The sequence below is a fragment of the Bacillus sp. V5-8f genome, from assembly GCF_002863565.1.
Lineage (GTDB): Bacteria > Bacillota > Bacilli > Bacillales > DSM-1321 > Peribacillus.
Genome location: NZ_PGUW01000002.1, coordinates 351,304 through 373,723, shown reverse-complemented (window position 1 = coordinate 373,723; position 22,420 = coordinate 351,304). Strand labels below are relative to the sequence as shown.

The following is a 22,420-nucleotide window of genomic DNA, read 5'->3' as shown; positions in this document are numbered from 1 at the left end:
ATCCCTCCTTCTCCGCCATAATATCATATCTAGCTCATCTAAATAGAGCAAGTTCAGTCAATAAACCATTATTAAGAGGATACGAACATCCTATTGTGTGTACATACCAGACAACGATAGAATATGAAAAAACAAAACTGTTTCAATGCGAAACAGTTTTTTATAGTTATTTCTTTCCATTAAAATCCACAAGCATAAACAATGTTAGCGACCATAAATCTTTCCAAAAGTACATAGCATTGTATGGAGTTTTGAGGGCCTTTCTTATTGGGATCCTGTTTCACCTGATGGTTTGTATTGCTGTTAATAAAAATTTGGATGTGCATTTTGTTCCGGATCAGAAGGAAGGAAGTATAATGCACATCGTACTCATTTGAACAGCTTGTTTATCCAACCTAGCCGTTTCGTCTTTCTTTCATTCATTCACTTTTATCTTTTTGAAAGGCGTTCGGTCAAAATGCAGACGATTGATCTGTTTTAAGCATTCTGATGGCTTCAACCGAATCTGGATTTTCCAAAGAAGATAGATCTCCGGAGGGCTGATTCAGATAAGCAGATTTAATAACCCGTCGCATTACTTTTCCGTTCCTCGTCTTTGGAAGTTCGGAGATAAAATGAATTTCCCTTGGTTTCAATGATTTCCCAAGATGTTTTTCTACAAGCTCATAAAGCTCTTTTTTCAAATGTTCATTCTCTTCTGTCCCCGGAAGTAGTACCAAAAAGCATACTGCCGTTTCCCCTTTGACATCATCAGGTATTCCAATTGTCGCAGCTTCAATTACTAATGAATGCTCAACAAGGGCTGATTCCATTTCAGCAGGTCCAAGACGTTTTCCGGCAACGTTCAGGATATCATCCGATCTGCCAGTAATCGTCCAGAATCCTTGATCGTCTTGGATAACCCAGTCCCCGTGCACCCATGTGTCTGGCCATCTGCCCCAATACGCTTTTTCATATCGGTCATTTTCGTTCCAGAAGCCGTTCGTCATCCCGACAAAAGGCTTTAAAATGACCAATTCACCTACTTGATTAATGACAGGTGAGCCGTTTTCATCATACACATGTACATCCATTCCAGGAATCGGGGAATTGAATGTAATGGGTGAAATTGGCTTTAACAATACATTTCCTAAGATCCCTCCGGAAATTTCTGTACCTCCGGAATAGTTCATGATTGGGATTTGGCTTTTGCCGACTTTCTCGAATAGCCACATCCAGGGTTCCGGATTCCAGGGTTCTCCTGTAGAACCAATCGCCCTTAAGGAGGATAAATCATGTTTGTTTACCCACTCAGTTCCATGCTTCATTAAACTGCGAACGAGAGTGGGGGAGATTCCGAGCTGAGTCACATTATGTTTACTAACGAGCTGCCAGATTCGGTCTGGTTCAGGAAAATCAGGGGTTCCTTCATACAAGACAATACTTGCCCCATTGACAAGTCCGCCGAAGACCAGGAAGGGTCCCATCATCCAGCCCATATCGGTAAACCAGAATAAGGTATCCCCGCGTCTGACATCCATACATATACCGGCATCAAAAGCTGATTTAATCGGAAATCCTGCGTGTGTATGTACGGCTCCTTTTGGTTTGCCTGTAGTGCCTGAAGTATAAATTAACATGAAAGGATCACTGGCATTCGTTTCTGCAGTATTGAAAGAGCTTTCATTTTTTAGCAGATCCGCCCATTTGATATCTCGATTGTCTATCCATTGAATTTCCCTGCCTGTACGTGCGATTACAATGACTTTTTCAATGGTTGGGCACTTGGCGGCTGCCCGGTCTGCTTCTTCTTTCATGGGAATGATTTTTCCTCGGCGATAATATCCATCAGCAGTAATTAACACTTTTGAGCCAGCGGCATTGATCCTGGTAGCTACTGCATCAGCCCCGTAACCTGAAAATGCAGGAGAAAATATTGCGCCAATTTTGGTGATCGCCAATAGTGCTATAACAGTCTCGGGCAGCATTGGCAAGTATAAGGTAACAACATCGCCTTTTTTAATTCCAAGCGAATGTAGGCCTGCTGCAGCTTTCGATATTTCCTGGCTTAATTGATGAAAGGTATAGGAAATAACTTTTCCATCGTCACTTTCCCAGATAAGCGCTTTGGAGTGTTTTGTTTCTTCCCTGTTTGCCCATTTATCAACAGCATTTTCCACAATGTTCATCTTACCTCCGACAAACCAATCAGGATATTTAATGCCTTTTGATAAATCAACCGTTTGTTCGTAGTTTTGTGTCCAAACGATCCCCAACTCTTTTACAACTTCGTCCCAAAACCATACGATATCATCGACAGACTTCATGTACAAAGATTCATAATTTGGTAAACCAAGCTTTTTCATCCATTGGTACATGCGTGTTTCTTTCATATCTTCCTCTTTAGGAAACCAAACAGGATTAGTTGATGACAAATGATGAACCTCCCCGCAATTTATTAAATTCATCCGTTAAGATAAGAATATTATATAATAATTCAGAAAGGATTGAAAAATTAATCTTTTAGATTTTGTGTCAGGCAGAAGAGGGAGCATCTCGTGAAAGCTCTTTGTTAGCGTTAGGACAGATAAAATAATACACAACGATGTGACAATCATTTTTTATCATACATATCTAAGCTGTTCAGGCAAAAAGATTTCGCTCAGGATAATGGAATACTATAATAACGGATGGAGTCGGATAAAATATGTTTGTAGATCAGGGGGGATAAACATGGTTAATGAGGTTATTTTAAATGGCACAGTGCTTAACGTCACTCGTTATAAAGAACAAATTGTCGAAAATTCGGGTGCACGTCAAATTAGTTTTGATTTTGAAGTAAAAAGCAGTGAGTATCATGCGATAACAACATTGCTGTATGAAGGTGCATTTGATGTTAAAGTTCCTGAAAGATCGTTGGAATTCAGAGGGACGATTGCGAATTATTATACTTCAGTGACAGACCTGTATAAAGAAAATCAAGTCGGCAGCTTTCATTTGGAGCTTGTTGAAAAGCAATAAAAGCATTGTTTGGAGAACTTCACCAAGAAGTTCTTTTTTTATCTTTTTGTGGTATTCGGTACATGCCCCATTTTAATTTTGCGAACGTCGGGAAAACCAAGTTTTATAAACGAAAAGGATGAGGAGGAGGAAAAACAAATAGAAAACACAGCCAATGATTAATTTCGGTAGTGAAGTCAAAATCTGACCGCCTGTATAAGCGACAAACAGTGTAGGAGGGATTTTTCCAATTGCTGTCGAAGAAATGTATGTTAGAAAGGATATGCCTGCCACACCGGAATAAATATTAACCACAGGAGGAGGAATAATTGGAATTGTCCTCGCAATAAAAATCGCAAGGAACGTATTTCTCTGTATCATAGCCTGGAATTTATCTATTCCTTTAAATTTTGTTAGATAGGTGCTAAAAAAATCGGTAAGAAAATATCGTGCTAACAAAAAATAAATAGCAGAAGAAAAAACGCTCCCAAACCAGTTCACTGCGGATCCTATAACCACCCCATGTTTGGCACCCATAATTCCGGCAAATAACGTAAAGGGAATGATCGGGATTGTAGCGATTAACGCTGACAATGTAAACATAAGTGGAAGGTGGGTATTGTCATTTTCCTGAATCCAATTTAACAGATAATCTCTGTTCATAAAGCCTATTGCAATAACCAGTAAGTATCCGAATATAACGGTCCATTTTTTCATGATTCCTCTCCTGTGTTCTATTTACATAATTTTGCGGATGATTATTATTATTAGCTTTCGTAACGTATCTAATTATTGCCAGATACTCACCTCTCTAAAGTTTGATAAAAAAAATCACCCCTACAATATATTAATGGAAAAAGAAGACCGATTGGACTATATAATATTTGGTGTGGCAATAAATGTCTTTATTATATTCGGAAAATCAAAGAAGTCGTGAAACCACTGAAACACTACAGCTTTTGTTACAGGAATGATCCAGGGTGGAAGAGAATTACTAGGTAGTAATGAAGAACAAAGAGGGGAACCTGGAAGGGCGGAAGCTGGAAAAAGTATAAAGAGTGATTAGAAACCTGAAAAGCCGAATGGAAATATATTACTTGTATTCCAAGGTGTCCTTACTGTTGGAATAAAACAAAGAATGGAGAAAAAGTGAATGAAAATAGAAAATGGAGTAGAAATGCTTGAATTAAAAATTGAGGCGAATGGAATTCGTACTGTATTTAACCCTACTTTGGTTTGGGATGAGGAGTCTGCGATTTTGATCGATGCCGGAATGCCTGGACAGCTGGAGGATATCCGCTCTGCTATGGACCAGGCTGGTGTTTCTATCGAGAGATTGACAGCAGTGGTGATCACACATCAAGACCTTGACCATATCGGTAGTGTTACAGAGCTTCTAAAGGCATTGGATAAAACGATACCGGTTTATGCCCATGATTTAGATAAACCCTATATTGAAGGGGAAATTCCATTGATGAAAACGGATCCGCAACGGATGAGCAAGGAAGCATGGGAGGCACTTCCTGAACCTGCCAAGGCTTTATACACCAATCCTCCGAGGGTACAAGTGGATAAAATTTTGAACGATGGAGAGGAATTACCCTATTTCGGTGGTATTGAAATTATCCACACACCAGGTCATACTCCGGGACATATTAGTCTTTATATAAAGAAAACGAAAACACTTGTTGCCGGTGATGCAATGGTTTCTTCAAACGGCAAATTATTTGGACCTGCCGAACGGCATACGCCTGACATGGAAACCGCCAAGGATTCCCTCAAAAAGTTTTTGGCGTATGACATTAAAAAGGTCATCTGCTATCACGGCGGGCTTGTTGATGAACAAGTAAAAGAACAACTTGATCAGGTCGCGGGTGCCGACAAAACAGCCTCTGAATGAAAAATTAGACTAGGCCTACTTTTTAACTTGCGAAAAGTGATATTTTAATAAATTCCGGTTCGACAAAATGTTCATAAATAAATTGCAATGCTTTAAACGTGTGGATATATTGAGTGAACATAATTTAACCAAAGGAGGAAGGAATGATCGTCAAGATAAATAGGCAGGAGCTTGAATCTATCTCTCATGTCTCCTTTTAATTTTTGCTTTAAACCATTATTAATGGTACTCAAACGTGTATTATATTGGCTGATTCATATGCGTTGCTTCTAAATGAACAAGAATCTAGCAGCTTCATAAAGATTTCATGTTAAAATGAGTAAAGAAATAACTTCTTTTAAAGGATGGAACCTCATGAAAAAGTTTGCATGGATCTTATCAGGTTTTGGTGCGTTACTCATTATAGGGAGTGTATTTTATCCAATGGGTGTTATCGATAAAACTACCTGCCTAATCATGTTATTAGGCGGATCAGGCATCATGTTCGTTGGTTCGATGATCAGAAGCTTTTCAATGGTGAAAAAATAATCAAAACCAGTACATGTACCATAAATTTACCTGTAGTATAACTTGGACAAACACCGTTACCATATCTTTTCGTTTTCATAGTTCATATCAAAATTATGGATAAATTTCAAAAATCGGGACGTGTTGGCAATGGTTATTATGCTGCTTCAGGAACTTCTATGGCGACATCAATTTCCGCCGGCGTGGTCGCCCTGATGAAACGCACAAACCGGAATTATCACCTCAAGAAATTAAAGACCTCTTGAAAAAAGGAGCCGATGCAGTAGAAGGCAGGGACCCGAACATTTACGGAGCGGGCTACATAAATGCCGAAAAATCCATTCCATTGGATTAAAGATATATCTGAGAAGGCAGGCGCTCAATCATTGGTGGCCTGCCTTTTTTAGTGCATAGGTGATTGAGTCGAGTCGTAATCGTATTTCCATTTTTGCCAAAATTCATATCTAGGTGCTGTTAAACAGGGTCTAGCAAAAGGTTATAGCCCTAACTAGAATACATCGCAACAATTACTAGACAATACATAAAGAAGAGCGAGAGTGAACCTTAAGTCGCTTGCGTATTATATAGTTGTTAAGTTTTATTTATTCCCGTTAAAAATGTAGGTTTTATCATAGTTAAAGATATGATGGGAACAATATAAAAGTGGAAAGGCGCTTTAATGATTTAAAGAAGTCCTAAACGGGCGGCCAAGAGCTATCGGCTCGGTTATTACATCAAAAATAGGTTCATACAGGTTCCATATTGGAAAGACTTAAATACGACAATAAGGAGAATGTTTATGCCGCAAGAAAATAACATCAGGCCTGATGATTCTTCATCACAAGAAAATACCAGCGGGGACCAACCTCTAATGTCAACTGGGGCATCTGAAGCTGGCTTTGATTGGGGGAGAGAAAGCAATCAGTCGCCTGCATTTGAAAGCAGCCATTTACGACGAAACGGGTTAATCAGCCGCATCGGTACTATAAGGTTAAATCGCAATAGTTTAGGCGGACAGGGCCGAATTCATTAAGTCTAGAACTCAAAATCACTTTTTCAATTAGCACAAATGCGATGTATTGGTTTAGTTGAAAAAATAAGTGAAGAGCTATACATGTTTACACTTGAAGAAGGAATTAATTTAGCGAATCAATATGCTGGTAAGGTCGGTAAGAAGTGTTATGTAATTCTTCAACCGGAAACAGTGTATGAAATGGTTTACGAAAAGGGATATAGAGTTGTTAGTAGGTTGCGTGACAATCAAAATGTTGTCTATGAAACGAATCATTTAGCAAGTTCTTTTACATAAACGGGTTGCCTACTAAGGGAAAGGAAAAAGTAGCAGGGGATTACCAAATTAAAAACAAATTCAAATGGAATTAAACTAACTAGCAGCCAGTGGGTTGCTTTTTCTTTTGTCAACAAATACCAGCGATAAATTATTTGTACATGGGTATAGAACTATAAATCAAAGGGATAGGAGGAATTGTAATGAGCTTTTTCCAGCGTATTTCTGATCATTTAACTACAAGTGAATGGCAAAACTTAATTGACGCAAATGAACATTTTCAAGACGATGCAGAAGAGGAGTAGGATACTTCTCTTTTTCTCCGTTTAAAAAAACCTATGTTTTAGTCTTCTTTTATCAGGGTACTATACCAATACAGCAGGAGGTGCAACACAGTGAGTTTAATCGACTAAATTACAGAGGATATGTTTAAACACAACTTTCCGCATTTATTAGATGAGTTTGTGGAAGAAGAAGATACAGAAGAGGAGTAATGAAAAACTCCTCTTTTTTTATGCATAAATGTATATTGAAGCAGAAGCAGTAGGCTTTAGAAAAAGGTATTAACAACGATATAAAAAGCCCATCCGTCTTGGAGGGCATATATGGGGAAACATTATTTATAAACATTACTAGGAATTTTCACCACAGGATTGCCAGCAGTATAAGGTGCTACTTCATTTTCTTGGAAAACAAAGTAGATATCACCATCAGTATAGTAGAAAGGACATAATTATTTTTAGGTACATGTCTTTGTTTAGAAATAAACCCTTTAAAAGGTTGCCTATTCTTCATATATCCAAAAGCGTATTTCTGCACTTTGCTGATTTTTGTATGGTTGTTCAACAAATTGGTTGTATTGATCTGCTGGCCATTACAGACATTAAATTTATACGATGTTACTCGTGTTAAGCCGCGCGGTCCACCAGAATAATCATAATCATATACAAGGAAACATAGAAATTGCCCGTTATTGTATTTAACTGAGTAATATGTTTTATATTCATACTCACAATAACTGGGGTTTTTTGACCAATCAACATAATTTCGGTCTTCTATATCATAATGTGACTATTTTTCCATGAAAATACACTTACCGGAAGAACTTCAAAACTAAAAATAATAAATCACCAGATTAAAACCTTGCCCTTTTGGTAGGTACGTTTAGAAATAATCACAACATAATAAAGGCGTTGAGTTCTTGCTAAAATGGGTTCTTTACTGATAATAAGTAAAGCCTTTTTTATTTACACAGTAAAAATTTTACTTAATCTTAAGTTATAGATACATAAACTGCTTCATTCACAAAGAATTAAATAAGAAATATTCAGCAAATATACTATTTAATGGTAATATTAAAAGGACGTATTAAGCATAAAACAATCGGAGTAGGTGTATGAAGAGTTTACTTAATATTTTTGTGTTTTTGTTGTTGTTAAGTGCTTGCCAAGGATCAGAAACTACTCAAGAAACACAGAGTTTACTAAATAAATCTAAGGAAGATGAGGGAGAAATTATGTTTACGATAGAAAACTATAAAAATACAATCAAAAATAATCTTCAATCGAATTCGGACAAGTTGATTACTAAATTAACTGAGATACATAATCTAAACTTTGATCCTCAAGTGGAATTGTTAGATTTTTCTACATCTATAGAGCCTACAAGATATGAATTATCCATAGTAATGTATTCAATGGATAAAGAGGGCAATGAGGTCTTTAATGAGGATAGTGACTCTAAGTTTGCGGATAGTATGGATGTACTGGAATCAATAGTGATTTATCATGAACCAACTGGCCAAGCTGATAAATTCCTTGAGTTTTATGAGAAAAGTGAAGAGGAGCTTGTGATGGCAGAGCAAGAAATGTTAAAAGATTGGTTTGTGGATTGTTGGGAAAAAGCAAGTGGGCCTCAATTTAGGTTGACATCTTATTTATCTTTTCATGATGAATATAGGTCATATGACTTAAAGAAAGGCAAGTGGATCTCAGAAGACGAGATGTGGTCGTATTAAGAATAAAACATTAGCTAAGTAACGGACGCTTTACTTCTAAGGAGGTAAAGCTCTTTTCTTTACTGGACTTCTTCTGTTTTTCACAAGGTGTAACAAGGTATTTTGGTTTAATAAATCCCTTTCTGATAAGCTTTAAAAAAATTTATAGGGGAGAAGATAATGTCAAAATCATTAATCTTTGATATGGATGGCATACTCTTTCAAACAGACAGAATTTTAGAATTGTCACTAGAGGACGCTTTTAATATTTTAAGGTCATACTGGAGTTTAAAAAAGCATCCTTTCGAAGGTGCTTTTTTAAAAGAATGAATCATTCAAATTTCATTAAGTTTGACAAATATTTCAATATGTTGTATGATTTTATAATATAGGTTGGTTTATATTAAGTTGCGAATATAAAAGAATATCGAGGGTAACAATTAGTGAATGATAAAGAATAATGAAGAGAGTCACTTCTCTATATTACATTCTATATTAAGTACATGATTGCTGCAGTGTATAATAATATTAGTAATACAAGATACAATTTGCGTTTTAAGTCCTCAGGTTTAATAAACCCCAATACTTATTATTCTGTTTATCCATTTAATTGATGATCCCAATTAGTATTACTTCCACAAAGAATAAAATTCACTGAAAGTTTCAAGACCATATTTTTCACTGGCGCGACCTAGGAGTCGCAAGATGGAAGAGAGGTAGGGCTTTCATGTTTAGGTTTTGATAAGATTACTCTCGGATACCTAAATGTAAAAACGAGTTAGTACAAGAATATCACCCAGTTGATTACTCAGTTCGCCGGACTAACAATATCCTCGAGGGTGTTTTTTGTCCAGCTCTTAGAAACAATAATTCTGGATATAATGTTAAGATAGAGGTTGAGGAATAAAACCTTGGGACAAATTTCTAAAAGTGAATTGGAGGAAGGATGTCACTTTTGTCTAAATAGACATAAAAAGGAGTTCTATAATGACTACAATGACTACAATCACTTTTGCAAATAACCAAAAGGAATTGGATCGTAAAATCGAGCAAATAACACAAGACCATCAAAGACTTAATCCTGAAAGTACAGTTGAGATTTCTTACTTAGACCCAAAACAAAACGATATTCATTTTCTTCCCCATCACACCCTTCAATTATTAATTGGAATACAAATAATAGGAAATTAAATGACGACTTACGAAAACAGATAAGTGTAGTTACTGAAATAGGGGGTGCAAGTGTGGCAGACAAAAACAAGTATCAATTTGGAGATAAAGTAACAATAAAAACAACTGATGAATTCGTAACCATAAATACATGGCTGTATATCAAAAACATGAAGCAGTATTCTTATACCATAAAAGAGCATCCATCAACTTTTTACTTCGAAGATGAGCTAGTTAAAAAGAACTAACAAGAAAAAAATACTGTTAAAAATTACCCATACTGCGATAACTATGCTATACTTTAGAGAACCTTTTAAGCTTTGAACTTTTTACTTTACCTGTACCATCCCCTACTTACTCGTTGAGTAGGGTTTTTTATTGAGTGTTTTGTAAAACAAAAAAACAGACTCTTTGTAGGGAGTCTGTCAGTTTAGGTATGTTTCATTCAAGATTAAGCTTTTTGAACGTTAGCAGCTTGTGCTCCGCGAGCGCCTTGCTCAACGTCAAATGTAACTTTTTGACCTTCGTCTAATGATTTGAAACCTTCACTTTGGATAGCAGAGAAGTGAACGAATACATCGTCTCCACCTTCACGTTCGATAAATCCAAAACCTTTTTCTGCATTAAACCATTTAACTGTACCTTGTTCCATTTATGTTGCCTCCTAGTGCATAAAAGCACAATGTTTAACTATCCCTGCCCAAAGTGATCATCAAGACGAAAAGTCGATACTTATACTATCCTTTACACCGAACAAAAATAATTCTTTTTAATCTTAACAGGAAACGGAAAAAAATGCAAGACCATTGTTAAGGAAGAAAAAATGAAGCGAACATTGTCCCTCGGAGTTACACTTTTCCTTAAAGCCGCTTTTTTCATCCTGAACATTTGAAAATGCTAAACGAATTGAATAAGGATTATTCCCGACAAGCTAAACCGATTTTAGATGAGTACAAGATCGAAGAGTTTGAAAACAGAATTTGCTATGCGATGGAAATTATCTCTTGAAGATATCAGTTTGGGAAGACGGTTTTGAATGGGATTATTAGGGGGTAGTTCACAGATTAGATCCAATACATAAGGTGGTTTATTTAGAGCAGCAAACAGAGGGTTATTACAAAATAAAGATTAAGTTTGAGGACATAGTTAAGGTCGTTGTAGTGGAGTAGCAGGAAATATCTCCTTTGTGTCGAAAGAGTAGACAAAGGGAGATGATTACTATGAGTTATAAAGTGAAATATTTGTTATTTGACCGTATTGGTAAAAGTTTAGTACCGAACAAGAATTATAAATACACCAATGTTGATGTTGAACGTACTGATAGTGAAGTAGACAACTACGATAACATTGTGGCAGAATTATCACGAGTCATAGAACGTCCCTCTAAAGAATTTAAAGTATTAAGTTATAGTGAAGTGTAAGAGCTTCCGTTAAGGGATGCTTTAAATCAACTAAAACAAACCTGCCTAACCCCAAGGGAAGACAGCCTGTCGTTACAGGAAATAGAGTCTTTCTCAGTGAACCTCTGTATGACAGTTTTTGTGTTGACTTATCAAGTAGTGAATCAATATAAATTTCCCTTTCACGTTATAATGACCCTTTAAGCATATTCCTTCTTTACTTTTTTTGTGAAGTCAATGACTTACATATTAGTGAATAAAAACCCAGTGATTACACTGAATCTTCAGAGAGACGTTTCTATTGTCGATAATAATGTACCGAATAATAATGATTGGCTTTTATTTTGTGTTATTCTTTCCGACAATTGTCATGCCACAAAGGATTATATCATTTTGTGTCGAATACTATTATGTAGTACAGGAAGGGATGACCCAATGAATAAGGAGATATTGTTAAAAAATCTTCAGAAAGCTAGTCGAGGAAACCTTTTTTCAATTGAGATTCCAAAGGCTAGAAAGAGTGACGAACATAACATTCAAAAATGGGTCACAGAGTTAGAAATTGAAGGAAGAATCAAATTAAGAGAGTATATTCCACGAGAATACTCTGTTTATGTACATGGAATAGTTAAGTATGCATCCGAATAATTCGGATGTTTTTCATTGTAAAGGAAGAAAAACCGACGATGTCAACCATTGCCCCCGTAGTTTTACATCCAGTATCTTTCTTCCTAAAAATGATGTATTTTGATGAAATGAAATTGTGGAGCCAGGAAACTCGATAAAATGTTAAAAAATTTAATTTCAGTTTACATATTTTTGTTTTGTATCTTGTTCATAATCTCCTGCAATTCATCAGGCCTATGAAACTCAATCGGGGAAACGCCTTTTTCAAAGGTGATGCTTTCCGCTTCCACCACTAAGACATAACGCCCGTTTACCTTGGCTAAGTGTAGATTCTGCCCGAAGTCAGCCAGCAATCCTTTGACGGTTGTTTCTCCGAGCTTCATTTGGAGTTGGGCATCAGGAGTTTGCTCAACAATTTGAGCGGCGGCTTCGACTACCTGATGGGTGTCAAGGCGTTCCCGTATCTCCCGTTTCTCGCTGGCTTCCCAAATTTCCAAATCTTCCTCAAATTGCTTTAGTTCCTCACTGTTATCCTCGAAGGTTTCATACACATGCTCCTGGACCATGTTCATGACCTGTGCCTTCATGATTTCAGGCATGGATTCGCCATACTCCACAAACTTCAAGAAATCTTCAAAATAACGTGCATGGGAGGACTGGTGGATTTTTAGTTCGCCTTCTTCGACCATTCCTTCTTCTGGCATGTATGGATATTGGATGGATTTCATATTTTTGGTCGTGATGGCCATTTCCACGTTTCGGATGAGAGTAGATTCATCTGAAATGGAAGCAACTTTTGGTTCAAAATCGCATTTCATAATAAACACGAACGGTTCATCGAAATACTTTGTGAGCTTGGCATTGGCTACTAAAAACACACCACCTCGAACAGCGCTTGTATCAATATAGGATCGAACGAATTGTTCGCTTTCTTCCTGAAACACTTCTTTGTTTTTTGCGAGCCGGATCCGGTTAAACAGGTTATAGTTTGGATTGGACTCAAGGTCATGGCCTGCTTCCACAATAAAATGGCCGATTTTTGTTGGTACTTGTTCGGCTTTTGGATGGCGGTCGACTTTCCTTTTTGATATTTTCATGAGTTCCCCGTCAAGGAAATCCTTTAACGGGCTGTTTTCGTAATCCTCCGAATCCAACGTTTGAAAATGTTTATATCTTTTATCCGCTTGCTCGCCTTTGCCTTCAACTTGAATTACATAAAATGATAGAAATGAAATTGAAAAGTCCATAGAAATCACCTATTTCTTAGTCATCAACCTTACTAGTATAGGAGAGGAAATATGAACCGTCAAACCGTTTTTTCACCCAGTTCTTCCGCGGCACTAATTAAGGATAAAATTGATATAATTACCGTAAAAATGAAGGAGCTTGCCATTTTTTTAAACACAATACGGAATCGAGTAAAAACGTTCGTGAAAAAGTAATGGAGGGGACTTAGAGGGAGCAGAACTCATCATCCATGCGGGAGATTGGCAGACAATTGATGTGCATGAAGAACTGATGAGGTACGCTCCGGTTAAAGGAGTCTATGGTAATTGTTGACGGTGAAGAAATTTAGGGACATCTTGCAGACAAATATGTTTAGAAATCAATAGTAAACAAATAATTAGGATTGTCCATAGTGATGGCTGGAAGGAATGACGAAGAAATTCCCTCATTTGCGCTGGATTAACCCATGTTAAAAAGGCTGTCTATTTGATTGATTATCCAAATACCGTTTACTGTTGATATAACTATATTTCAAGCGTAAGCAATAAACAAATAGGAAAAGGTTTTCAGTACCCATCTTCAACAATATCTATGTATTAGTCCCCTAAAGCTGCCCTAACAGCATTTTCCATTGCCCCGTTATTGGCATTCAGCCATTCTTTGGTTATTTCCAGCTTGGCATTTTTGATTAGTGTTCCGTCCTGCAATAGAATATCTAGCGTTACTATGTAGTCATTATTTGACCATATGCTCTTAATAGTATAGTTTTTTATGACTGAACTTTTATTATCGTTTACTGTAGCGGTAATCATACACTTATTCCTCCCGGGTTTTGGTATGAATCATTATAAAAAGTATTCGTCATTTATCCACATTTTTATAGCCGTTTAGAATGAGAAATAAACCTTTCATTGTTAAATAATTTACTAGTGTTGGAATTATTGCAGTAAAAAAACGCTTCAATTTTTATTTATAGTTACTTTGACCGTTTGGTTTACTGGAAATATCACCTTCGGACATAGGGGAAAAACGAAGTCATAGACCGGGGGTCGGGTAATATGATAAAAAGTGCTTCATTTACATCAATTTAATTTTCATCTTATAATATACATATAGATCATTCGCTTATGTAAACAATGAACGGTGTTAGTATGAGGGGGGAAAATTTTGAATCAAGACTTACTCCAGTTAATTGAATATGAAATTGCCTTGCTTGTTCGTCTTACAACAGCTCATAGTCCTCGGCTGGGTAGTCTGGACAGGTCCGAGTATCTCATGCTAAGTGAGCTGGATGAAAATGGTCCTTTAGCGATTAACGTGCTTTCTGACACTTTAATGCTAAACCTTTCAACAGCGAGCAGGCAGGTTTCAAATTTAGAGTCAAAGAACTTTATAAAACGCTATCCAAATCATAATAATCGCCGAATCAGTCTAGTACAAATTACGAAAGAGGGGAAAGAAATCCTGCATAGGGTACAGAAGGCACGCAATGCTGTATATGCAGAGATCCTCCATGAGTGGACGGTCGAAGAATTAAAACAGCTGGAAGCTAACTTGACACGTCTTAATCGCGACTTTAAGAGTTGGGGCAATTAATCGGGATTTAATAAAGAAGAAGTAGATGAAGGAGGCTGATGACGATCGTCACAGTCTTTTTTCATAAACCTGTAAATGAGTAATAAAAAGAGTATTTTTGAATTTTTTTTTTCATTTTAATGTTGTATAATACAACTTGCATTACGCAATATACGAGAGGGTTTTTACAAAATCCAAACATCATTATGAAATGGAAAGGAGGAATATAGGTGAGTAAGCGGATTAATACGTCTGCGTCAGAGACAGAAAGGGTTGCTGTCCCGCAATATTTGATCATATCCCTACTAACGATATTTGGAATTGGGTCGCAGTACTTTTCTAACCTTTCCTATATTTTAAATCAAGGCATTATACAGAATGGTCTTCATTTCAGTTCAAATGAGCTGCTGTTGCCATCAACATTGTCGAATTTGGCCTTTGCACTCGGCGTACCACTCGGTCCTGTGCTTACAAGGAAATTTGGTTTGAGGAAAAATTATTTACTGTTTGTCTTTATTTTCCTTTGCGGTTCTATTATTAGTGCCCTTTCTCCGGAAATCATTACGCTTGTTATTGGTAGAATCATTCAGGGATTGAGTGCCGGGATGCTGTTTTTAAACATTTTGCCCGTTAGCTTAAGGTCCTTCCCAAACAAAATCCGAAACATATTTTTGTTTATGATTATCACTGGGTTATTTGGTGCAAGTGCAATGGGTGCTTTATTTGGATCCATTTCCTTAACCACGGATGCTTGGCGCTGGTTATTCTTGCTTAATGTGCTTTCCTCAATATTATGCTTAATAATTGGTTTTTTTGGTTTACCAAAAAATAATGAGTCGGAGGAAAGTCATAAACCAGTAGATAAAACAGGAGTATTTTTGTTAACTCTGATTATGGTCGTCCTTGCTTTTCCGCTATGCAATTTGCAAGAAAAAGGATTCCTATCCCTTTATGTTTGGCCATTTTTGGTTATGGCGCTAATATTGTTAATTATGTTCGTTTTTGTTGACCTAAAGGCAGAAACTCCTCTGGTACCCTTTGGTACATTAAAGGCGTCAAAACCATTTTCGGGGATGGTAATGGCGGTAACCTCCCATGTAGCCCTGATTGTAGCACTTGCCGGGATAAACGGCTTCTTGCGTAATAATATGGATCTTCCTTTTGTGTATCTATCACATTTTTATGGCTGGTTCTTTGTAGGAATTGTGGTGACAGCCGTTCTCAAAACGGTGCTTTATGATAAATTGGGGGCAGGTGTTCTTGGATTTGTTGGTTCATTGGCGGTAATGTATGTAAGTATTAAATGGAAAGTCATTGGATCAGAAGCTTCTTTACCATCATTATATTTCCAGGTCGCCTTACTCGGAGCCGGAATCAGTATGGTATTGGTGTCAGGAGCACTGGGAGCGGCATTAGCCGGAGATATTCATAAGGCTTCCATGAGATCTGTTACATTACATTCCATTCGTAACTTCATAGGTGCGGTAATTTCTCCTTTTATTGGTTGGTTTTTGATTAGACAGAATGCATTCCATTATGAAAGCATCAGAGGACACCTTGATCAAAACGGTTTACACTTTAAAATGGAAATGACTCATTTAATTCATGAGCTGATAGGGAAGGGATATTCATTATCAAACGCCAAAAATATGGCATCTTATGAGCTCGTAGTAAATTCGAAAAAGGCCGCGATTCTGGGTGCGTATCATGACTTGTTTACAATTTTGCAGGCATTGGGGGCAATCATGCTGGTTGCTTCAATTGGAAAAATTGTAACGGGCAAGGGGCGGTCACTTGTTCAGAAGCCAAAAAAAATACTTCTGCCTGCTCCGCAAGAGAAAAAAGCTGCAGATCCTTCTGCATAAGAAATGATGGGACAGCTGTTCAAAGGAACATTTTTAAGATAGGGAGAGTATGAGAGAATGGGTAAAGGTCGTTTAATTTTAATAAATACTATAGGTATCGTGATTATATTTGCATTAATTACAGCAGGGGGTTACCTCTATTATCAAAAGCAGAATTATGTCAAAACAGACGATGCTATCGTATCAGCCGATATGATTCAGGTGGTTGCACCATCTTCTGGTTTATTGACCAATTGGGATGTAAAAGAAGGAAAAGATGTTTCTAAAAAGCAAACAGTCGGGAAAGTAACAGATGGTAAACAGACTGTTTCTATCAACACAATGATGAACGGTACTATCATCAAAAATGAAGCCAAATTGAACCAAACCGTCCAAGCAGGCCAGGTTCTTGCAGAGACAGCCGATATGGCCCATCTATATATTACAGCAAACATCAAAGAAACGGATTTAAAAGAAATCGAAGTCGGGAATAGTGTTGATATTACCGTTGACGGAGATGCTGGAACATTATTTGACGGGAAGGTGGAGGAAATTGGTTATGCTACGAATTCCCTGTTTTCCGCTTTACCTTCGCAAAATTCGAGCGGCAACTATACCAAAGTAACCCAAAAAGTTCCAGTAAAAGTTTCTATCCAAAATCCATCTGACAAAGTATTGCCTGGAATGAACGCAGAAATCAAGATTTCATTATAATGCTTCTATAAAAAGAGGACGCCCCCTGATGTCAATTAAGTACCAAGTCAGGGGGCTTTTAATTTTGCAAAATCACAAGTTATAAACAAAGTTTGATTCAATTTACTGAGTAAAGCGACCAGTTTTCTTTTAAAGCTGGTCGCCTTTTTACGTTGTACATTCTAAATTTATGCTGGCATTCTATTTTAAATGAAAATATCTAGGTCGAGATTTACGCGGGTCCTTATACCCCCCATTTATTTGGTGGCCTAATGAGCTGGCGATTATCATAGCTGCAAAAAGAAGTATTACTTTCTTCACTTTCAATCTCTTCTTTCTAAAAAACTTTTTTTTGAGACTACACCTATATTTTTTTTGCATCAATAGAGCTTTTAAAATTGTTGAAAAATTGTAACAACCAGCAATTAAAACCTATTCCTTAATCTCGGTATTACAACAAAAACGGTTCTATAGAAGGATGGAAATGAAGAATGAACCGACAAACTGAATTTTTTACCGAGTTGTTTGGCGGTAAAAATTTAAGGATAATATGGTTATAAATTCTAAAAAGCAATGAAGGAGATTTTCTGTGAAAATCATCGTTATTTCTGATACACATATGCCGAAGCGGGGAAAAAAACTTCCGGAAAAATTAATTGAGGGACTTAGAGGAGCAGAATTGATCATCCATGCAGGAGACTGGCAGACAATGGATGTTTATGAAGAACTGATGAGGTACGCTCCGGTTAAAGGAGTCTTTGGCAATGTTGATGGTGAAGAAATGAAGAAAAAGCTCCCAGAAAAGCAGGTGGTTGAAATTTATGGCCAGCGGATTGGAATTGTGCATGGACATGGCCAAAAAGGGACGACAGAAAAACGGGCAATCGCAACATTTGAGGGTGAAAGCGTCGATATGATCATTTTTGGGCATTCCCACATTCCGTTAAAGAAGGAACTAAACGGCGTGCTATTATTCAATCCAGGTTCCCCAACAGAGAAAAGAAGGCAGCCGATGTATTCTTATGGTATAATTTCGGTTGAAAAACACAGATTGCAGGCGGAACATATTTTTTTTGAGAACAAAGATTAAACGTTATAGTATTTGGTTTGGCATTATAACGGTGATCTTTCTTTTGTTTAGCCATGCCGCTTGCCTCAAAGATCCTTCCAGACTAGCGTTGGCTAAACCTCTCTAGATATGGAAGTTTTTTGGGATTTTAGAATTGTCTTTACTATCGCAGAACAACGAACCGATTAGCCACTAATCTCCCCGAATTTACAATAACAGATACTTCCCAACGTAAGGAAAATAGTTCCTAATACTCTATACATAATCAAGTTCCCTTCTCCTAAAACTAAGCAAAAATCATGGTGTAGGGGGATTACTTGTCATGACTTCAGAAAAAGACCAGGCCTGCGGGTCTGCTGAAGGGAAATTAAAATGGTGGCAGCTGTCTCTTCTGGGGGTCGGCTGTATCATAGGAACTGGTTTTTTCCTTGGATCAGGAATCGGAATAAAAAAAGCAGGACCCTCCATACTGTTTGCATTCCTTATTGCCGCCTTTGCTACATATGTAGTGTTTGATGCGTTGGCTAGGCTGACGGCAGATCACCCGGAAAAGGGATCCTTTTTTGCCTATGCGAAGCATGCTTATGGAAGATGGGCCGGTTTTAGCAATGGATGGGTATATTGGGCTTCAGAAATTCTTATCATGGGCAGCCAATTGACCGCTCTTGGTTTGTTCACTCGGTTTTGGCTTCCGCACATACCGTTATGGATTATGGCTACCATTTATGCCGTACTTGGCCTTTTGGTCATTTTCATGGGAACGAAAAGCTTCGAAAAAGTCGAGAATGTGATGGCGGTAATCAAAGTCCTTGGGATTTTCATGTTTATCGTAATCGCTGCGTTAGCATTATTCGGAGTATTCGGCGATCATGGAAACAGACCCGATATTAAGATGGAGTATCCCTCGCTATTTCCTTCCGGCATGACCGGGCTATGGGCCTCATTGATTTATGCGTTTTACACGTTTGGCGGCATTGAAATCATGGGATTGATGGCCACAAAACTTAAGGATCCGAAGGACGGCCCAAAAGCCGGTAAGATCATGTTAATGTCATTGGCAATCATTTATGTAATATCGGTGGGGCTTGCGATTCTCTTAGTATCGTGGAATAGATTTAATACAGACGAGAGCCCGTTTGTTATTGCCCTCAGCGATTACCGTCTAGCTTTTGTGCCGCACGTTTTTAACGGAATTCTAATCATTGCAGGCTTTTCCACCATGGTTGCTTCCTTATTCGCGGTAACCAACATACTGGCTACTCTTTCGGAAAATGGAGATGCCCCAAAATTCTTTTCAAAAAGAACAAAATTCAAAGTATCTGTACCCTCGCTTGGCGTCACAGCGGGAGGGCTGGCATTATCGATCCTCATGTCGCTGCTTTTGCCGGATAGCATATATGAACATATAACCACAGCTGCTGGGTTGATGCTTTTATATACATGGATGTTCATCTTGTTTTCCTTTAATAAGCTGATGAAGCTTAAATCGCGGGATAAAATAAAGCGGTGGATCGGCCTTTTGTTCATTTTACTTGCCATCTCAGGCACCTTACTTGAAAAAACGAGCAGACCAGGCTTTTTTATTTCATTGGCCTTTCTTGCCGCAATCGCTATTGCTACTTTGATCATGAGGAGGAAATGGAAAACAAATGAATCCTAGCTATCCATCTTTCCCCTGTGTTAGGGATGGTATTAGTTGGTGAAAATCTTTGTTAGGCGAGGAATACCTTTACTGCCTCGATTCCAAAATAGATACCAAATCCAATAAGCGATAATCCGGAAATTATTGAGATAATTTTTAGGATGGTAGGAGTTAGGAACTTTCTCGCAGTACTTGCCATGAATGCCATTGAAAAATCCCAGATGAAGATGCCGAGAAAAATAGCTCCGCTAAACAGCAGCAGATGATCAAAATCATATATTGAAGAGGCGTTAGCCAAAACTGATCCAAATATGCCAAGCCAGAATAAAATCGTTAACGGGTTTGAAATCGACATAAAAAATCCAGAAATAAAGGATTTCAATAAGGATTCTTTGTTTCTTCTTTCATTTGTTGCTATTTTTCCGGCACTGACTATGCTCTCAATTCCGGTATATGTAAGCACAAAGAATCCAAATAACCATAGAAAGGTCTTCATAAAAGGTGTCTCAAGAAAATGGACAACACCGAGATAAACCAGAATCATATATATCCCATCCGCCAGGGCAGCCCCGAGCCCCAAAACCCAGGCATTCCAGAATCCATTTTTAATGCCGCGGTCCAGCTGTGCTGCATTGATGGGGCCAATCGGGGCTGCCAGGGATAAGCCTAAAAAAATATAACCAATTAAAATGTGCATTTCTCGTTCACCTCATTTGTAGGTCAGTGCTCGTACCATTTTATTCACTGACCAGCGCTTGTACTACAAAAATTTGGAGGGAAGGCACAATTCGAATAAGGGTTGTTTTTTTGTTCTTTACATGTTATATTCATATAGCGATGAGCTAACTTGCATAAGCCGAAGGACAAGCATCTTTGCTAAACGTTTGGATGTGGCCAAACGGTCCTTCGCCGCAGGTACGCATCAAAGACGCCGGCATTTTGCCAGGCGTCTTTTTTCATATTTATGCTACATAAACAGGATTTTTATAAAACGAAACGAATTCATATAGAGGGTTATTTTTTCATTAAAAACAGGAGGAAGTGTGGAATGCCTATGAATACAATCGTTTTCAACCCTTTAAGCCATGTAGGGTGGGGTTCTTTAAAACAGCTTGTTCCGGAAGTGAAAAAATATGATGCTTCACGTATTTTAATTGTGACCGATCCGGTCCTGGGAGAAATTGGGCTAGTGGACAAAGTGAAAAATCCACTTATTGAAGAAGGATATGCGGTTGAAGTGTATACGGACGTGGTTCCGGAGCCGCCTATTGAAATTGCGGAGAAGCTTGCATCCTTTATTAAGCAAAAAGACATTGATTTAGTAGTCGGCCTGGGAGGGGGGAGTGCGCTTGATTTGGCAAAGCTCGCTGCGGTAATGGCTGTCCATGACGGAAAAGTGGCGGATTACTTAAATTTAAGCGGAACCAAAAAGATATCTCAAAAAGGGCTCCCAAAATTATTGATTCCGACAACGTCTGGAACTGGATCGGAAGTGACAAATATTTCTGTACTGTCCCTGGAGAGCACGAAGGATGTGGTAACGCATGATTATTTGTTAGCTGACGCAGCCATTGTAGATCCGGAGCTAACAATTTCTGTTCCTCCTAAGGTAACGGCGGCGACGGGAATCGATGCTTTAACACATGCTATAGAAGCTTTTGTGTCCGTGAATGCTAGCCCAACCACCGAAGGCCTTTCGCTTCAGGCGATTCGTCTGATTAGCCGTTCTATCCGTAAGGCGGTTCATAACGGTAATGATAAAGAAGCCCGCATCGATATGAGCCAGGGAAGCTATATCGCAGGACTTGCCTTCTTTAATGCGGGCGTTGCGGGTGTTCACGCATTGGCTTACCCGCTCGGTGGGCAATTCCACATTGCCCATGGTGATTCGAATGCTGTTCTCCTTCCATATGTTATGGGCTACATCCGTAAAAGCTGTAGTAAAAAGATGGGGGATATTTTAAATGCACTAGGAGGCAACTCTGCTTTTTTATCTGAGGAAGATGCCAGCCTAAAATGTGTGGATGAATTAAAAAGACTTGTAGCGGATGTTGGTATACCGAATACACTAGGGGAATTCGGCATTCCGGAAAAAGCGTTAGATAAATTGACAGAGGACGCAACCAAGCAAACAAGATTATTGGCGAGAAGCCCTTTAAAGCTGGAACAGGAAGATATCCGAAGGATCTATAAAGCTGCATTTAACGGAGAAATCAAAGAGCCTGTGTAACGACTATTATAAGGTATAAAAAGCTTCCCCGAATCATTGGGCATCTACTAGTCCTTTGTTCGGGGCTTTTAGGTTTATCCTAAGAAAATATGGTGTAAAAAGAACTAGCAAACAATGAGCGAATTGTGAATATTTTAGTGATTGTCTTAGTATCGTTCTTGTTATTTGCACGTTCACGCAGGGGATTGTTATAATTTTTATTTGTGGAAATCTGAACTGTACGAAATTTGTGATACAGTGAAAGGTTTGTCATATATCATCCTTTCCGTACAT

At 38.0% G+C, this 22,420-nt stretch carries 24 protein-coding genes and 3 pseudogenes; 20 read left to right on the top strand and 7 right to left on the bottom strand.

Annotated elements, in window-relative coordinates:
* Positions 1 to 452 precede the first annotated feature (452 nt).
* Positions 453 to 2,372: an AMP-binding protein gene (locus tag CUU64_RS03480; protein ID WP_257985409.1), complete on the bottom strand. Its 1,920-nt coding sequence runs from the start codon at positions 2,370 to 2,372 to the stop codon at positions 453 to 455.
* A gap of 340 nt (positions 2,373 to 2,712) precedes the next feature.
* On the opposite strand from CUU64_RS03480, the gene CUU64_RS03475 reads away from it, so the two are divergent.
* Positions 2,713 to 3,000: a DUF3219 family protein gene (locus tag CUU64_RS03475; RefSeq protein WP_101631872.1), complete on the top strand. Its 288-nt coding sequence runs from the start codon at positions 2,713 to 2,715 to the stop codon at positions 2,998 to 3,000.
* Between the two features lie 72 nt (positions 3,001 to 3,072).
* Here the strand turns inward: CUU64_RS03475 and CUU64_RS03470 are convergent, their stop codons facing one another.
* On the bottom strand, positions 3,073 to 3,696 hold the full coding sequence (locus tag CUU64_RS03470) for a TVP38/TMEM64 family protein (protein WP_101631871.1): 624 nt from the start codon (positions 3,694 to 3,696) through the stop codon (positions 3,073 to 3,075).
* Between the two features lie 436 nt (positions 3,697 to 4,132).
* Here CUU64_RS03470 and CUU64_RS03465 point away from each other — a divergent pair, with 436 nt between their 5' ends.
* The 4 genes from CUU64_RS03465 to CUU64_RS03455 all read left to right on the top strand — a co-directional run bounded on the left by CUU64_RS03465 (position 4,133) and on the right by CUU64_RS03455 (position 6,695).
* The gene (locus CUU64_RS03465; protein ID WP_101631870.1) at positions 4,133 to 4,879 is read left to right on the top strand and encodes an MBL fold metallo-hydrolase; all 747 of its coding nucleotides are present in this window, start codon (positions 4,133 to 4,135) and stop codon (positions 4,877 to 4,879) included.
* A gap of 354 nt (positions 4,880 to 5,233) precedes the next feature.
* A complete protein-coding gene (locus CUU64_RS21840) occupies positions 5,234 to 5,407 on the top strand; it encodes a hypothetical protein (protein WP_180954448.1) in 174 nt (57 codons plus the stop codon).
* Between the two features lie 778 nt (positions 5,408 to 6,185).
* On the top strand, positions 6,186 to 6,419 hold the full coding sequence (locus CUU64_RS03460) for a hypothetical protein (protein WP_101631869.1): 234 nt from the start codon (positions 6,186 to 6,188) through the stop codon (positions 6,417 to 6,419).
* Positions 6,420 to 6,500: 81 nt separating this feature from the next.
* Positions 6,501 to 6,695 carry a hypothetical protein gene (locus tag CUU64_RS03455; protein WP_101631868.1) on the top strand — a complete coding sequence of 65 codons (195 nt, stop codon included), beginning with the start codon at positions 6,501 to 6,503 and terminating at the stop codon, positions 6,693 to 6,695.
* 595 nt (positions 6,696 to 7,290) lie between these two features.
* Here the strand turns inward: CUU64_RS03455 and CUU64_RS23065 are convergent.
* Positions 7,291 to 7,386, bottom strand: a pseudogene (locus CUU64_RS23065) (DUF3298 domain-containing protein); the annotation flags it as partial.
* Between the two features lie 684 nt (positions 7,387 to 8,070).
* On the opposite strand from CUU64_RS23065, the gene CUU64_RS03445 reads away from it, so the two are divergent.
* The 4 genes and pseudogenes from CUU64_RS03445 to CUU64_RS21835 all read left to right on the top strand — a co-directional run bounded on the left by CUU64_RS03445 (position 8,071) and on the right by CUU64_RS21835 (position 10,088).
* Entirely contained in the window at positions 8,071 to 8,691 is a 621-nt protein-coding gene (locus CUU64_RS03445) for a hypothetical protein (RefSeq protein ID WP_101631867.1), read from the top strand.
* A gap of 159 nt (positions 8,692 to 8,850) precedes the next feature.
* Positions 8,851 to 8,949, top strand: a pseudogene (locus tag CUU64_RS03440) (nucleosidase); the annotation flags it as partial.
* 708 nt (positions 8,950 to 9,657) lie between these two features.
* Entirely contained in the window at positions 9,658 to 9,861 is a 204-nt protein-coding gene (locus CUU64_RS03435) for a hypothetical protein (RefSeq protein WP_101631866.1), read from the top strand.
* A 53-nt stretch (positions 9,862 to 9,914) separates the two neighbouring features.
* Entirely contained in the window at positions 9,915 to 10,088 is a 174-nt protein-coding gene (locus CUU64_RS21835; RefSeq protein WP_180954447.1) for a hypothetical protein, read from the top strand.
* Positions 10,089 to 10,291: 203 nt separating this feature from the next.
* Here the strand turns inward: CUU64_RS21835 and cspC are convergent, their stop codons facing one another.
* Positions 10,292 to 10,492: a cold shock protein CspC gene (gene cspC / locus CUU64_RS03430; protein WP_044394619.1), complete on the bottom strand. Its 201-nt coding sequence runs from the start codon at positions 10,490 to 10,492 to the stop codon at positions 10,292 to 10,294.
* Between the two features lie 236 nt (positions 10,493 to 10,728).
* Between cspC and CUU64_RS23060 the strand changes: the two genes are divergently transcribed.
* The 3 genes from CUU64_RS23060 to CUU64_RS03415 all read left to right on the top strand — a co-directional run bounded on the left by CUU64_RS23060 (position 10,729) and on the right by CUU64_RS03415 (position 11,888).
* Positions 10,729 to 10,848 carry a YolD-like family protein gene (locus tag CUU64_RS23060; protein ID WP_374702694.1) on the top strand — a complete coding sequence of 40 codons (120 nt, stop codon included), beginning with the start codon at positions 10,729 to 10,731 and terminating at the stop codon, positions 10,846 to 10,848.
* Between the two features lie 212 nt (positions 10,849 to 11,060).
* A complete protein-coding gene (locus CUU64_RS03420) occupies positions 11,061 to 11,261 on the top strand; it encodes a hypothetical protein (RefSeq protein ID WP_101631864.1) in 201 nt (66 codons plus the stop codon).
* A gap of 414 nt (positions 11,262 to 11,675) precedes the next feature.
* The gene (locus tag CUU64_RS03415; protein WP_101631863.1) at positions 11,676 to 11,888 is read left to right on the top strand and encodes a hypothetical protein; all 213 of its coding nucleotides are present in this window, start codon (positions 11,676 to 11,678) and stop codon (positions 11,886 to 11,888) included.
* A gap of 161 nt (positions 11,889 to 12,049) precedes the next feature.
* Here CUU64_RS03415 and CUU64_RS03410 read toward each other — a convergent pair whose 3' ends face one another.
* Positions 12,050 to 13,114: a DUF3900 domain-containing protein gene (locus CUU64_RS03410; protein WP_101631862.1), complete on the bottom strand. Its 1,065-nt coding sequence runs from the start codon at positions 13,112 to 13,114 to the stop codon at positions 12,050 to 12,052.
* A 51-nt stretch (positions 13,115 to 13,165) separates the two neighbouring features.
* On the opposite strand from CUU64_RS03410, the gene CUU64_RS21830 reads away from it, so the two are divergent.
* Positions 13,166 to 13,309, top strand: coding sequence for a hypothetical protein (locus CUU64_RS21830; RefSeq protein ID WP_180954446.1), 144 nt, complete (start codon positions 13,166 to 13,168; stop codon positions 13,307 to 13,309).
* 22 nt (positions 13,310 to 13,331) lie between these two features.
* Positions 13,332 to 13,427, top strand: a pseudogene (locus CUU64_RS23055) (metallophosphoesterase family protein); the annotation flags it as partial.
* Between the two features lie 263 nt (positions 13,428 to 13,690).
* On the opposite strand, the gene CUU64_RS03400 reads toward CUU64_RS23055, so the two are convergent.
* Positions 13,691 to 13,906: a hypothetical protein gene (locus tag CUU64_RS03400; protein WP_101631861.1), complete on the bottom strand. Its 216-nt coding sequence runs from the start codon at positions 13,904 to 13,906 to the stop codon at positions 13,691 to 13,693.
* Positions 13,907 to 14,261: 355 nt separating this feature from the next.
* Between CUU64_RS03400 and CUU64_RS03395 the strand changes: the two genes are divergently transcribed.
* The 5 genes from CUU64_RS03395 to CUU64_RS03370 all read left to right on the top strand — a co-directional run bounded on the left by CUU64_RS03395 (position 14,262) and on the right by CUU64_RS03370 (position 19,935).
* Positions 14,262 to 14,690 carry a MarR family winged helix-turn-helix transcriptional regulator gene (locus tag CUU64_RS03395; RefSeq protein ID WP_101631860.1) on the top strand — a complete coding sequence of 143 codons (429 nt, stop codon included), beginning with the start codon at positions 14,262 to 14,264 and terminating at the stop codon, positions 14,688 to 14,690.
* Between the two features lie 209 nt (positions 14,691 to 14,899).
* Positions 14,900 to 16,534 (top strand): MFS transporter, encoded by a 1,635-nt coding sequence (locus CUU64_RS03390; RefSeq protein WP_257985399.1) that lies wholly within the window; start codon positions 14,900 to 14,902, stop codon positions 16,532 to 16,534.
* 57 nt (positions 16,535 to 16,591) lie between these two features.
* Positions 16,592 to 17,227 carry a biotin/lipoyl-containing protein gene (locus CUU64_RS03385; protein ID WP_101631859.1) on the top strand — a complete coding sequence of 212 codons (636 nt, stop codon included), beginning with the start codon at positions 16,592 to 16,594 and terminating at the stop codon, positions 17,225 to 17,227.
* Positions 17,228 to 17,795: 568 nt separating this feature from the next.
* Positions 17,796 to 18,296 carry a metallophosphoesterase family protein gene (locus CUU64_RS03375; protein WP_101631857.1) on the top strand — a complete coding sequence of 167 codons (501 nt, stop codon included), beginning with the start codon at positions 17,796 to 17,798 and terminating at the stop codon, positions 18,294 to 18,296.
* Positions 18,297 to 18,597: 301 nt separating this feature from the next.
* A complete protein-coding gene (locus tag CUU64_RS03370) occupies positions 18,598 to 19,935 on the top strand; it encodes an amino acid permease (RefSeq protein WP_101631856.1) in 1,338 nt (445 codons plus the stop codon).
* 52 nt (positions 19,936 to 19,987) lie between these two features.
* Here CUU64_RS03370 and CUU64_RS03365 read toward each other — a convergent pair whose 3' ends face one another.
* Positions 19,988 to 20,614 carry a LysE family translocator gene (locus tag CUU64_RS03365; protein WP_101631855.1) on the bottom strand — a complete coding sequence of 209 codons (627 nt, stop codon included), beginning with the start codon at positions 20,612 to 20,614 and terminating at the stop codon, positions 19,988 to 19,990.
* 351 nt (positions 20,615 to 20,965) lie between these two features.
* On the opposite strand from CUU64_RS03365, the gene CUU64_RS03360 reads away from it, so the two are divergent.
* Positions 20,966 to 22,147 (top strand): iron-containing alcohol dehydrogenase, encoded by a 1,182-nt coding sequence (locus CUU64_RS03360; protein WP_101631854.1) that lies wholly within the window; start codon positions 20,966 to 20,968, stop codon positions 22,145 to 22,147.
* Positions 22,148 to 22,420 lie beyond the last annotated feature (273 nt).